Origin of the sequence: Haliea salexigens DSM 19537 (assembly GCF_000423125.1) — a bacterium.
GTDB lineage: Bacteria > Pseudomonadota > Gammaproteobacteria > Pseudomonadales > Halieaceae > Haliea > Haliea salexigens.
In genome coordinates this window covers 232,867-245,531 of record NZ_AUHJ01000003.1, presented here as the reverse complement: position 1 = coordinate 245,531, position 12,665 = coordinate 232,867, and the positions used below count along the sequence as shown (strand labels likewise).

The window sequence follows — 12,665 nt, the reverse complement described above, 5'->3', positions numbered from 1 at the left end:
TTTCACTGCACCATTTCGTTATCACTGAAACGACCCTCGAACAGGGCTGCACTCAGGTAGCGCTCGCCTGAATCCGGCAGGATCACCACCACCATCTTGCCGGCATTGGCAGGCTCCCTCGACACGCGATCAGCCACGGCCATCGCCGCGCCACAGGACACCCCGGCAAGAATGCCTTCCTGTTGCATGAGCTTGTGTGCCCAGGCCATGGCGTCGTCGTTGCTGACCTGTTCCACGCGGTCGACCATGGCCAGGTCCAGGTTGCCGGGCAGGAAACCGGCACCGATACCCTGGATCTTGTGCGGTGCATGGGAAGGTTCGGCGCCGGCTTTGGCCGCGGTAATCACCGTTGTGCTCGCAGGCTCGACGGCGACTGTTTGTATGGCCTTGCCGGCGCTGCCCTTGATGTAGCGGGAGATCCCGGTCAGCGTGCCGCCCGTGCCCACGCCGGCCACCAGGATATCAATCGCGCCCTCGGTATCCTGCCAGATTTCCGGCCCGGTCGTGCTCTCGTGAATGGCCGGGTTGGCGGGGTTCTCGAACTGCCGTGCACCCCAATAACGGCCGGGCTCGGAGGCAATGATTTCCTCGGCCCGGGCAATCGCGGCGGGCATACCCTTGCTGCCGTCGGTGAGGATGATCTCGGCGCCGAGTGCCTTCATCAGTTTGCGCCGTTCCAGGCTCATGGTGTTGGGCATCGTCAGGGTACAACCGTAGCCGCGAGCGGACGCCACAAACGCCAGGGCGATGCCGGTGTTGCCGCTGGTGGGCTCGACAATGGTCATGCCGGGTTGGAGGCTGCCGTCGCGCTCCGCCGCCAGCACCATGCTTGTGCCGATGCGACACTTCACCGACATCGCCGGATTCCGGTTCTCCAGCTTGGCATAAACGTTGCCGGTGCTTATGTGGTTGATGCGAACCAGTGGTGTGCCGCCAATGGTTTCCGAGTTGTCGTTGAAAATACGTCCCATCGGTCGTGCTCCTGAAAGGGGGTCAGCTGCGAGCAAGGGTAGTCAACTGGCCTGTCGCTGTCCATTGGCCGCCTTGCGGCCGTGTCGGCTGTCATGCCCTTGTCATCTGCCTGTCACGCAACCGTCACGGTTTTATCTTTTAATGGCGCACCCTATAATCGGGCCGTTACATCCATGAGGCCGCCGCCGGCGGACGGTGGCACACCGGGAGAGAGCATTGGCCGCAGGTTCACTGAATCAGGGCAGCGTTGCAGGGAAGTGGGTGGCCGGTGCGCAGCGGCTGCTGGCGATGCTGGCAGAGCCGCGCTGTGTGCGCTGGTTGCGCCGGGGTGTGCTGGCACTCGCGGTATGCTGGCTGATGGCGGCACTGGCGCAGTTGTTCTGGGCGCTGTTCCCCGCAGCGCCAGCAACAGCGTTGTCGGGTGGCGTTATCAATCCCCCGGCGGAGGCAATCTCAGCGCCCGGCGAGCGAACGCCTGTAGACATTGAGGCACTGCGTGGCTGGGCGCTGTTCGGTGAGCCCGGCGCAGGATCCGTGGTGGAAGAGGTGGCCCCACTCCCCAGCGAGGCGCGTGCAGCCCGCGAGGGTATCGAGCGAGGAGCCCGGGAAAGCCGGCTCGAGCTTACCCTCCGTGGCATCATTGCCTTCAATGCAGCCGGTGAGGGCAGCGCGGTGATTGAGTATCGCGGCCGGCAGGCAATTTATTCCGTGGACGACGAGTTGCCTGTCGGCGGCAATGTGGTGCTGGCCAAGGTCATGCCGCAGCAGGTGGTTCTGGACAACGGCGGCACCTACGAGCTTCTGCGCCTGTACCCTCCAAACGAACTTGATGCGCAGCTCACGGGGCGCCGCGCAATGGCTGCCGGTGACACGCGCACGGCGCCGGTTGCGGCCGCGGTTATCGACCGGCGCAGCGATGCGGAATCCGCGGCGCTGGCGGCGGGCTATCGCGACCAGCTGTATGAGGACCCCCAGTCACTGGCCGATCTGGTGCGCATCAGCGCGGTGCGCGAGGAGGGCGCCCTGCAGGGCTATCGGGTGACACCGGGACGGGATCGGGCGCAGTTCGAGCAGCTGGGATTTCGCGCCGGTGACCTTGTGCTGGCGGTGAATGGCCTGTCCCTGTCAGATCCGGCAAACACCATGCGGCTCTACCAGGCCATGCGCTCCGCAAGCGAGGTCTCGTTCGAGCTACTGCGCGCCGGTGAAGCGGTGGCACTCAGTGTGAGCCTTGATGCTGCGTCGACGGATCGGTGATAGAGTCACGGCTATTCGGTTAAGGACATAGAATCAGTGAGAACCATGTTGCGGGCACTGCGAGTACCGCTGTTTTATCTGCTGGCTGCCCTGTGGGCAGCTGTCGCGAGCGCCCAGGATTTCACGGTCAACCTGAAAGAGGCCGATATTCAGGAGCTGATCAAGTTCGTGGCGGAGGCGACCGACATCACGATCGTGGTGGACCCGGCAGTCAAGGGCAAGGTCAAGGTGGTGTCCTCCAAGCCGGTGTCGCGCACTGAGCTCTATGATCTCTTCCTGTCCATACTGGAAGTGCATGGTTACACCGCAGTCCGCTCCGGCGGGGTAGTGCGGGTGATACAGAGCAAAGACGCCCGCTCGGCACCGGTGACGGTGCGCGACGACGAGGGACGGCGCGGCAATGACGAATATGTCACGCAGGTCATGCGCCTGAAGAACATTTCCGCCGCCAAGCTGATACCCGTGCTGCGGCCCCTGGTGCCGCAACAGGCACATATGGCGGCGTACGCGCCGAGCAATGCCATTATCATTTCGGATGTGGCCTCCAACATTGATCGCATCGCGGCGATCATCGAGCGCATGGACCGCACGGCAACGCAGGAGACCGAGGTCATCAAGCTGCGCTATGGCGTCGCTGAAGACGTGGTGCGTATGCTCGACCAGCTCAACACCTCAGAGGCGCAGCAGGGCAATGAGGTTGAGGTCATGCTGGTAGCGGATGCGCGCACCAACAGTGTGTTGATCAGTGCCGATGAGCTGGAGCGTGCGCGCATGACGCAGCTGATCCGCTATCTCGACACGCCTCTCGAGCAAAGCGGCAACGTAAAGGTGATCTACCTGGAGTACGCCAAGGCGGAGGACATTGCCGAGGTGCTGACCAAGGTCATGCAGAACATCGGCCGGGTGGATGCCGGCGAGGCGGGGCGCGCGCAGCGTGCATCTGAAACCAGCGCGACCATCGAGGCCGACGCCAATACCAATGCCCTGATTATTACCGCGCCGACCGACAAGATGGCGGCGCTGGAGGCGGTTGTGGCGCGCCTCGACATACGCCGCGCCCAGGTGCTGGTGGAGGCCATCATCGTCGAGATGGAAGTGCGTGACGGCCAGGATCTGGGCCTGCAGTGGCTGTTTGCCAACGACAACGGCTTTTTCGGCAGCAGTATCAGTGCTGACGATGCGCGGGCGCGACGCATAGCCGGGGCCATTCTGCCGGAAGATGGCGGTGACGGGACCGACGGCGGCGTGACCACGGGCGACTTCAACGTGGGCGCCCTGGCGGGCGCGCTGGCTCAGTCACCGGGTGTTTCCCTGGGCTGGGGCGTGATTGATGACAATCTGTCGATGACCGTGATTCTCAACGCCCTGAAGGAGAAATCCAACGCCAACATCCTGTCAACACCCAGCCTGCTGACGCTGGACAATCAGGAAGCCTACATCACCGTGGGCCAGAACGTGCCGTTTGTGACCGGTTCATTTACCAGCACCGGTACCGGCGATGGTGCACAAAACCCGTTCCAGACCATTGAGCGGGAGAATGTGGGCATTACGCTCAAGGTGACGCCCCACATCAACGAGGGAGACTCTGTGGTGTTGGATATCTCCCAGGAAGTCTCCAGTCTCAGCAACACGTCCGTGGTGTTACAGGCGTCTGACCTGATCACCAACGAGCGCGTACTGCAAACCAAGGTGTTGGCGGCGGATGGACGCGTTGTGGTGCTCGGCGGTCTGATCAAGGACGATGTGCAGGACGCCAGCCAGAAGGTGCCGCTGCTCGGCGATATTCCGCTGCTCGGGCGCCTGTTCCGCAATGACGCAGTACAGGTCATTAAAACCAACCTGCTTATTTTCATTCGGCCCACGATCATTCGCGATGACGAACAACTCGCCGGCGCCACGGCAGACAAGTACCGCTATATCCGCGACCAGCAGGTGCTGCGTCGCGAGCGGGGCCTGATGTTCCTTGATGACAGCAGCGTGCCGGTATTGCCCGAGTGGGAAGAACAAATCCGGCAGTTGGAGGAAATCCGCGACGAGTCGGGTAACACGCCGGCGGCTGTGGAGGCCGACTGATGACCTCCGCGGAGGTCGCGGTGCCCGAGCCGCCGAGGGCAAACCTGCCCTTCGGGTTTGCCAAGCAGTTTGGCGTGCTGGTTGATAACCGGGCGCAGGGAGCGGTGCTCGTGCACCGTGGCCCTCTTGAGGCCCCCTTGTTGCTGGAGATTCGTCGCTGGCTGGGCGCCCCGTTCGAATGCGAGACGGTGTCGGATGCCGAGTTCCAGCGGCGCCTCTCCCGCGCTTACCAACGCGACAACAACGCGGCGGTGCAGATGGCGGAAGACATCAGTGCCGACGTCGACCTCAGCCGTCTCGCCGATGAAATACCGGACGCGGGCGATTTGATGGACGCCGAGGACGATGCGCCCATCATTCGTCTGATCAACGCCATCCTCTCCCAGGCCGTGCGTGAGCAGGCCTCGGACATCCATATTGAAACCTTCGAGGACCGGCTCAGCGTGCGCTATCGGGTGGATGGCGTGCTGGCGGAGGTGCTGTCCCCGAAGCGGATGCTGGCGCCGCTGCTGGTGTCGCGGCTGAAAGTGATGGCGAAGCTGGACATCGCCGAAAAGCGGGTGCCCCAGGATGGCCGCATTTCCGTGCGAATAGCCGGGCACGCCATTGATATCCGCATGTCGACCATGCCCTCTGCCCACGGTGAACGCGTGGTGCTGCGCCTGCTGGACAAGCAGGCCGGGCAGTTGGAACTGCGGCAATTGAATATGAATGAGCAGGTGCTGCACAGTTATGAAAAGGCTCTGCGCAGTCCACACGGCATCATCCTGGTAACCGGCCCCACGGGGTCGGGTAAAACCACAACGCTGTATGCCGGCCTGTCGCATATCAACCAGGCCACGCGCAATATCCTCACCATAGAAGACCCGGTGGAGTACATGCTGCCAGGTGTGGGGCAGACGCAGGTCAATCCCAAGGTCGACATGACCTTTGCGCGCGGCCTGCGGGCTATTCTGCGGCAGGACCCTGACGTGGTGATGGTCGGCGAGATTCGCGACCTGGAAACGGCGGAAATCGCGGTGCAGGCGTCCCTCACCGGCCACCTGGTGCTGTCCACGCTGCACACCAATACCGCCATCGGCGCGGTGACGCGTCTGCAGGACATGGGTATTGAGCCTTTCCTGCTGTCATCAAGCCTGATTGGCGTGATGGCCCAGCGTCTGGTGCGGTTGCTTTGCCGCGACTGCAAGGAGCCACATCAACTGGCAGATTCCGAGCGCACGCTACTGGGACTCTCTGCGGATACCACGGCAGCGGTCAGTGTCTATCGGGCCAAGGGGTGCGAGCAGTGCAATTTCGGCGGCTACCGTGGGCGCACAGGTATCTATGAACTTATCGAGGTGACGGACGCGCTGCGCCTGATGATTCACGAGGGCGCGAGCGAGCAGCAGATGCTGCTCGAAGCGCGCAAGCACTATCCGGGGATTCAGGAGGACGGTCGCCGGCGCATCCTGAGCGGTGAAACCAGCATCGAAGAAGTGCTGCGCGTCACCGCTGTCACCTGAGCCGATAGGCGCTTATGACCGCATATCGTTACCGGGCACTGGATGCCAGCGGCAAGCTGGTCAAGGGCGTGCTCGAAGGTGATTCCGAGCGCCAGGTGCGCGGCCAGCTGCGCACGCAGAAGCTGCGCCCGGTTGACGTTGTGGTGGCAAACCGCCAGGCGGAGAGCAAGCCGCGTTCAGGGTGGTCGTTTCTGCAGCCGCGTATCAGTGTTGCCGAACTGGCGCTGGTGACCCGGCAGCTCGCCACACTGGTGCAGTCCAATTTGCCGCTGGACGAATGTTTGCAGGCAGCCGCCGAGCAGAGCCGCAAGGGCCGGACGCAGGGGCTGTTGTTGCAGGTGCGCTCCAGGGTCGCGGAGGGTCATACGCTCGCCTATGCCATGGGTGAGTTCCCGCTGGTGTTCAACGAAATGTACCGGGCCATGGTCAACGCCGGGGAGCATGCGGGTTTTCTCGGTCCGGTGCTGGCGCAGTTGGCCGATTACAACGAACAGCGCCAGTACACCGCGCAAAAGCTGAAAATGGCCATGATCTATCCGTTTATCCTGATCGCCGTGGCGCTGGCGGTGGTTGTGGCACTGATGATTTTTGTCGTACCGGAGCTGATCGGCATTTTTGCGCACACCAACCGCGAGTTGCCACTGCTGACCCGAGGCTTGATTGTCGCCAGCGATTTTTCGCGCGACTACGCGCTGTGGGTGCTGGTGGCCGTGGTGCTTTTGGTGTTCGGGCTGCGGCGCTGGCTGCGCCAGCCTCAGCGTCGCCGGCGCTGGCATGCCCTGTTGCTGCGCGTGCCGGGTTTCTCCCGGCTGGTGATAGCGATGGACACGGCGCGTTTTGCTTCGACCCTGAGCATTCTCATGGCCAGCGGGGTGCCCCTGCTGGAGTCGCTGCGCATTGCCGGGCAGGTGTTGACCAACCTGGTGCTGCGAGAAGACAGTGCCCGCGTGGCTGAGCGGGTGCAGGAGGGGAGCAGCCTGCACCGAGCGCTGCGAGAGAATGGCCGGTTCCCGCCGATGATGGTGCACATGGTGGCCAGCGGCGAAGCCAGTGGCGAACTGGAAACCATGCTGGCGCGATCGGCCAGCAATCAGGAGCGCGAACTGGAAATGACACTGGGAACACTCATGAGCCTGCTCGAACCCCTGCTCGTGGTGTTTATGGGCGGCATGGTGTTGGTCATAGTCATGGCCATTCTGTTGCCGATTTTTGATCTCAATACGATGGTGCGATAGTGATATGAAATTGCCGACGACAGCAAGGCGGGCGCACAGCGGTTTCTCGCTGGTGGAAATTCTGGTGGTGCTGGTGATCATGGGGCTGCTGATCAGTGTTGTGGCACCCACGGTGCTCAACCGGGCGGATGAAGCGCGCATCCAGAAAGTTCACGCCGATTTCAAGGCGATCGAGACCGCGCTGAAAATCTATCGCCTCGACAACTACGTCTATCCAACCACCGAGCAGGGCCTCGATGCGCTGGTCGAGGCGAGCAATCTCGATCCGCAGCCACGTAATTTCAAGGACGGTGGTTACCTGCCGGAAGTGCCGCTGGATCCCTGGGGGCGCCCCTACCTGTTTCTGAGCCCGGGCGAAAACGGTGAAGTGGATATTTACAGCCTCGGCGCCGATGGCCTGTCGGGAGGCGAAGGCCAGAACGCCGATATCGGCAACTGGAAGGAACAGGACTGATTCCATGCAGCGGCAGGTGGGCGCGTGGTTGTCACGGCCGTGTGCCGCACGGTGTCGCGCTTTCAGCCTGGTTGAACTGCTGGTTGTTCTGTTTGTGATTGTGCTGATGACGTCGCTTGCCACCCTCAACGTGGGTGATGGCGGACAGCAACAGGTGCTTGAGTCCCAGGTGCGTGAGTTGCGCAATGTCGCGGAGTTCGCCCTGGAAGAGGCGCAGATGGCGGGGCGGGACATGGGCCTGGTGCTGGCGGTGGATGCGCGTGGTGCGCAAACTCAATACCTCTACGACTGGCGTGAGCGGCGTGCCGAGGGCTGGCGGTCACCGGCGCTGGCGCGCGAGGTGCTGGCGCCGCGTACGCTGCCTGCGGAGGTCGAACTGGTGTTGCTGCTGGATGATATCCCCACTGCTGATTTGCTGGCTGCGCCGCTGGCCGAGGACGCCGCACCCCAGGTGGTGTTCTACGCCAGTGGCGAAGTGGCGCCGGGCGCGCTGGAGTGGCGCGCTCGAGACACGGCGGAGGTGCTCTGGCGGCTGGAGTGGGACTTGCTGGGGCGTATGACCATGTTGCCCCGCGGTGAGGTCGATGACGCGTATCCCTCGCGCTAGTTGCCGGGCCCGGAGCGTGCGTGGCTTCACGCTGGTGGAGGTGATGGTGGCACTGGCGATCGTGGCGCTGGCCCTGCCCGCGTTGTTGTTCGCCCTGCATCAGCAGGTGGACGGCACCGGCTACTTGCGTGACAAGTCGCTGGCTCAGCTGGTAGCCAACAACAAGCTGGTGGAGTTGCGCCTGTTGAGCGCCGCACGGGGTGAGCTGTTGCGGGGCTCCGACAGCGGCAGTGAGGAGTTTGCCGGCCGCCCCTGGCACTGGCGGCTGGAAAGCACGCCCACCCAGGTGCAGGGTTTCTACCGGGTGGAAATTACTGTGCGTGCCGGGGAGGAGGATGGCGGGCCGCTGCTCTATTCCCTGGTTGCTTTCCTCGCCGCGCCGGGTGGCGAGCGGCAGGGCATCGTGGCGCGGCAGCGGGCAGGGGGTTTCCGTTTTGCGAGTTAGCGGCTTTACCCTGGTGGAAGTGCTGATCGCATTGGCGATAACGGCTTTCGTGGCTGCGGTGGCGTACACCGGCCTGTCTACCGTTATCAACGGCGTCGAGAGTACCCGCGGGGTTGCTGAGCGCACGTGGGAGTTGAATCGTGCCCTGCAGATACTGCAGCGCGACCTGCGACATTTCGTCGACCGCCCCGTCCGGGATGAGTTCGGTGACCAGGAGCCGGCCCTGATGGGTGGTCCGGCAGCGCGCTTTCTGCTCAGCTTCACCCGCACCGGCTGGCATAACCCGACGGATCAGCCGCGCAGCACGCTGCAGCGGGTCAACTATGTGTGGCAGGAAGACAGCCTGTGGCGCGAGAGCTATGCCGTGCTGGACCGTGCGGGTTCGACCGAGCCGCAGCGGGTGCGCTTGCTGGAGGGGGTGACAGGGGTTCAGATCACGTTTCTGGCCTCGGTGGCGGCCTTGCAGCCGGGCGCCCGGGGCACTGAGGTTGATACGCGCAACTGGCCTGACAACTGGGTGGTGGATACCAGTCAGCCGAACGCTACACTGGCGCCCCCGGCGGCGCTGGAACTGACGCTGGAACTGGATGATCTCGGCGACCTGCGGATGTTGTATGAATTACCACCGCCGCCGTTGTAGCCCCGGGACGGCGCTGGCGGAGCGCGGCGTGGCGCTGGTGGTCGCCCTGTTGGTGTTCGGGCTGTGCGCTGCCCTTATGGTCGCCATGCAGCGTGAGTTCGCCCTGTTTGCGCAGCGGGGCGCGAACCTGTTTTTACAGGATCAGGGATACGCGTACCTGCGCGGAGCAGAGGAGCTTGCCGCGGTGGCCCTGGTGATGGATCACGACGCCGACCAGTCCCGTGCGCAGCCGCGCGATGACAGGAATGAAATCTGGGCGCAGCAGGCGACCCCGTATCCACTGGACGAGGGCGGTTGGCTTGTCGGGTCGCTGCAGGACCTGCAGGGGCGCTTCAACCTCAATGCGCTGGCGCCCATTGAGCCGGGAGAGGCGGGCGAGCGCTTCACTCCCGCCGAGGCCTTTTTCATCCGCCTGCTGCAGGCACTGCCGGAAGCTGCGCTTGGGCAGGCCGAGGCGGTGGCGGTCACGCGTGCTATCGGCGACTGGCTTGACGAGGACAGCATTCCCCTTGCCTTCGGCGCGGAGGATGATGTTTACACCGGGCAGACGCCCGCCTACCGCGCGGCCAACCACCCCATGGCGAGCGTCAGCGAACTGCGTGCGGTCGCCAACATGACACCGCAACTGTATGTTGCACTGGCGCCGTGGGTCACGGTCTGGCCGCGCACACCGGCACCGCTTAATATTCACACGGCATCGCTGCCCTTGCTGCGCGCGATCAACGGTGACGGCGAGCTTGTCCCCCTCAGCGAAGCCCAGGGCGAAGCACTTTGGCAGACGCAGCAGGAGGAAGGCGGGTTTGCCGACCTTGAGACTTTCCTCGCCAATTCCGTTTTCGGCGAGAAGACCATGACCGACGCGGGTAGCCTGTTGGGGGAAAGCTCCTCCTGGTTCCTGCTGTCTGCGGAGGTGGAAGTTGCCGAGCGCAAGATGCGCTTGTACAGTGTCCTGCAGCGCGACAAGCGCGAGGTGCGGCCAATCGTGCGAGCGATGGGCAGCCTGTGACCCGCTCCCCATTCCCCGGATTGATGACAACGGAGAAAACTCTGTGCAGAACCTAGCCATCGTGCGCCTGATGGATGATGCGCTTGTCTGGTATCCGCCCGGTGCGGGTGAGCAGCCGCGGCCGCTGGGCAGTGCCGAAGAGGTAGCAAGCTTCGCCGCCAGTCTGCGCAGTTCGCGCTGGCAGGCATGCTTCGCAGCCCCGGGTGCCGATGTGCGCTTACTATCGCTGGAGGTAACAGCGGCAGAGAAGAAGCATCTGGCGCGGGCATTGCCGTTCATGTTCGAGGAGCAGGTTGCGGAAGACGTAGACGCTCTGCATTTCGCCTCGCGGGCACTGGACAAAACCCGTTATGCGGTGGCGCTGTGCAGCCACCGGGCGATGGCGTACTGGGCGCAGCGTCTGGCGCACCTGCCGGATTTGCCGCGGTGGGTGCCAGAAACGCTGCTGCTCCCGTGGCGCGCGGGTGAATGGTGCCTGGTTATGGATGGCGAGCAGGTACTGGTGCGCAGCGGTGAGGCAGAAGGCTACACGGTGGAGTGCGAACTGTTGCCCGTCGTGCTCGCGGCTGCGGCCGAAGCAGAGCTGCCCGAGACTATCATTTTCTATGCGGCTGACCATGCGGCCGCACTCGATTTGCTGCCAGCGTTGCTGCGTGAGCGCGTGCAGTGGCGTCAGGGCAATCTGTGCAGCGCGCTGCTCTTGTCTGCCGATGAAGCGGCATTGAGCCTCCGGCAGGGCGCCTATGCGTCGCGTCTGCCGCTGGTGCAATGGTGGAACTACTGGCGAGTCGCCGCCGGTTTCCTGCTCGGCGCGTTTGTCTTGCAACTGGCGGCGACATGGGCGGACTACCGCGCCCTGGCAAGCGAGAATCTGGCATTGCGCGGTGCGCTGGAGACGAGTTACCGCCAGGCCGTGCCGCAGGGTGCGCTGGTGGACGCGGAGCGACAGCTGCAACGGCAGCTGGACAGCCTGCGGGGTGGGCCCGGTGCAGGCAGTTTTGTGCCATTGCTGGAGCGCGCCGGTCGCGTGATTGCCGAGCGCCCGGCCACGCGGGTACTCAGCCTGAACTACAACCAGCGGGGTGGCGAGATGCGCCTCAATATCGTTGCCAGCGATTTCTCCGCGGTTGAACAGCTGCGCGCGGGGCTTACGGATGCGGGTCTGGCGGCTGAAATGGAGAGCAGCAGTGCGCAAGGTGACGGGGTGCGAGCCCGCATCCGGGTGAGGGGCGCGTGATGAAAGCCTGGTGGGTGCGCCTCACGGTGCGGGAGCAGTCCAGTGTGCTGGTGCTGGCGGTGGCTGTGGTGGTGTGGTTGCTTTGGGTAGCCTTGTGGTCGCCGGTGGCTGCCAAGCGCGATCGCATGGTGGAGCAGAACAGCGCGACAGCGGAAACACTGGTGCGTGTGGATGCGCTGTCAGCGCTGGTGTTGCAGGCGCGGGAGGGTAGTACGCCGGCGCGCTCGGGCAGCAATCTCGCCGCGGTGGTCAATCAAAGCACCGCCCGTTACGGCCTGTCAGTGAGCAGGTTGCAACCGGGTGCGCGGGGCGACCTGCAGGTGCGCCTGGAAAACGCCCGTTTTGCCGATCTTGCGGCCTGGCTGCATCAGCTCGAAATGCGGGAGGGCCTGGTGTTCGCAGAAGTCGCGATCACGCAGGCGGGCAGCGCGGGACTGGTCAACGCGACGGTGCGGATCGGTCAGCCATGAGCCGCGCGCAGCTGCTCGCGGGGGTCGCCGCCCTGCTGTTGTTGATTGTCCTGCTGCTGGCGGGCGCGCCTGCGCACGTGCTGAATCGTGTTCTCGCCGGTACGCCGGTCGCGGCTGACGGCTTGTCAGGTACGGTGTGGAGTGGCCGCGCCAGCCGCGTGCGGGTGGCCACGGATGCCGGCATTCTGCATCTGGGCGAGGTGACCTGGTCCTTGCGTCCACTGTCGTTGCTCGTGGCGGCCCCGACACTGCGTATACACTCCCGCTGGAGTGACCAGGAACTGGCGGCTGTTATCACCTGGCGAGGCGAACGCGAGGTCATCCTGTCCGATGTCGAGGCGCGATTTGATGCAGCGCTGTTGCGACACCTGGCACCGATAGCCCTCAGTGGGCGAATGACAGCCCAGGCCGAGAGGCTGCAACTGCGCGACGGTTTGCCGTTGCAGGCGACCGCGCGGCTGACCTGGCAGCAGGCGGCCTGGGATTCACCTCAGGGTCTGCTGCCGCTGGGCAGCTACGCCGCGGATATACAGGATACCGCCCCCGGGGTGCTGGCCGGCACCATCGTCACGCTCGCCGGCCCCCTGCGTGCCGAGGGAGAGTTGCAGTTGCGACAGCGCGACTATAGCATCGCCATTTTACTGACCCATGACGAAGCCTGGGATCCTCTGTTACAGGAAGCGCTCGCCCTGCTGGCGCGGCCAGTGGCGGCGGGCTACGATTTACGCCTCGATGGCTCTCTCCCGCAGTAGGGTCACTGACTT

At 64.0% G+C, this 12,665-nt stretch carries 13 protein-coding genes; 12 read left to right on the top strand and 1 reads right to left on the bottom strand.

What is annotated here, in order from left to right; translation table 11 throughout:
• Window positions 1-2: 2 nt before the first annotated feature.
• Window positions 3-971 (bottom strand): cysteine synthase A, encoded by a 969-nt coding sequence (gene cysK / locus G533_RS0105390; protein ID WP_027949087.1) that lies wholly within the window; start codon window positions 969-971, stop codon window positions 3-5.
• 217 nt (window positions 972-1,188) lie between these two features.
• On the opposite strand from cysK, the gene gspC reads away from it, so the two are divergent.
• From gspC to gspN, 12 genes are read left to right on the top strand one after another with little or no spacing between them, the layout of a single operon-like run.
• Window positions 1,189-2,229 carry a type II secretion system protein GspC gene (gene gspC, locus G533_RS0105385; protein WP_051229993.1) on the top strand — a complete coding sequence of 347 codons (1,041 nt, stop codon included), beginning with the start codon at window positions 1,189-1,191 and terminating at the stop codon, window positions 2,227-2,229.
• A 45-nt stretch (window positions 2,230-2,274) separates the two neighbouring features.
• Window positions 2,275-4,302, top strand: coding sequence for a type II secretion system secretin GspD (gspD, locus tag G533_RS0105380; RefSeq protein WP_035526542.1), 2,028 nt, complete (start codon window positions 2,275-2,277; stop codon window positions 4,300-4,302).
• Window positions 4,302-5,807 carry a type II secretion system ATPase GspE gene (gene gspE, locus G533_RS0105375; protein ID WP_027949084.1) on the top strand — a complete coding sequence of 502 codons (1,506 nt, stop codon included), beginning with the start codon at window positions 4,302-4,304 and terminating at the stop codon, window positions 5,805-5,807. Before gspD ends, gspE begins: the two co-directional genes overlap by 1 nt.
• 14 nt (window positions 5,808-5,821) lie before the next feature.
• Entirely contained in the window at window positions 5,822-7,042 is a 1,221-nt protein-coding gene (gspF, locus tag G533_RS0105370; RefSeq protein ID WP_027949083.1) for a type II secretion system inner membrane protein GspF, read from the top strand.
• A gap of 4 nt (window positions 7,043-7,046) precedes the next feature.
• On the top strand, window positions 7,047-7,496 hold the full coding sequence (gene gspG / locus G533_RS0105365; RefSeq protein ID WP_027949082.1) for a type II secretion system major pseudopilin GspG: 450 nt from the start codon (window positions 7,047-7,049) through the stop codon (window positions 7,494-7,496).
• A 4-nt stretch (window positions 7,497-7,500) separates the two neighbouring features.
• A complete protein-coding gene (locus tag G533_RS0105360; RefSeq protein WP_051229992.1) occupies window positions 7,501-8,103 on the top strand; it encodes a GspH/FimT family pseudopilin in 603 nt (200 codons plus the stop codon).
• Window positions 8,104-8,119: 16 nt separating this feature from the next.
• Complete coding sequence (gene gspI / locus G533_RS23335) at window positions 8,120-8,548, top strand: type II secretion system minor pseudopilin GspI (RefSeq protein WP_240472378.1); 429 nt, start codon at window positions 8,120-8,122, stop codon at window positions 8,546-8,548.
• Window positions 8,538-9,188 (top strand): type II secretion system minor pseudopilin GspJ, encoded by a 651-nt coding sequence (gene gspJ / locus G533_RS0105350; protein WP_027949080.1) that lies wholly within the window; start codon window positions 8,538-8,540, stop codon window positions 9,186-9,188. Before gspI ends, gspJ begins: the two co-directional genes overlap by 11 nt.
• A complete protein-coding gene (gene gspK / locus G533_RS20620) occupies window positions 9,163-10,194 on the top strand; it encodes a type II secretion system minor pseudopilin GspK (RefSeq protein WP_084638810.1) in 1,032 nt (343 codons plus the stop codon). Before gspJ ends, gspK begins: the two co-directional genes overlap by 26 nt.
• A 43-nt stretch (window positions 10,195-10,237) precedes the next feature.
• A complete protein-coding gene (gspL, locus tag G533_RS0105340) occupies window positions 10,238-11,431 on the top strand; it encodes a type II secretion system protein GspL (protein ID WP_051229991.1) in 1,194 nt (397 codons plus the stop codon).
• A complete protein-coding gene (gspM, locus tag G533_RS0105335) occupies window positions 11,431-11,901 on the top strand; it encodes a type II secretion system protein M (RefSeq protein WP_027949078.1) in 471 nt (156 codons plus the stop codon). The genes gspL and gspM overlap by 1 nt, the downstream gene beginning before the upstream one ends.
• Entirely contained in the window at window positions 11,898-12,653 is a 756-nt protein-coding gene (gene gspN / locus G533_RS0105330) for a type II secretion system protein N (RefSeq protein WP_027949077.1), read from the top strand. The genes gspM and gspN overlap by 4 nt, the downstream gene beginning before the upstream one ends.
• Window positions 12,654-12,665 lie beyond the last annotated feature (12 nt).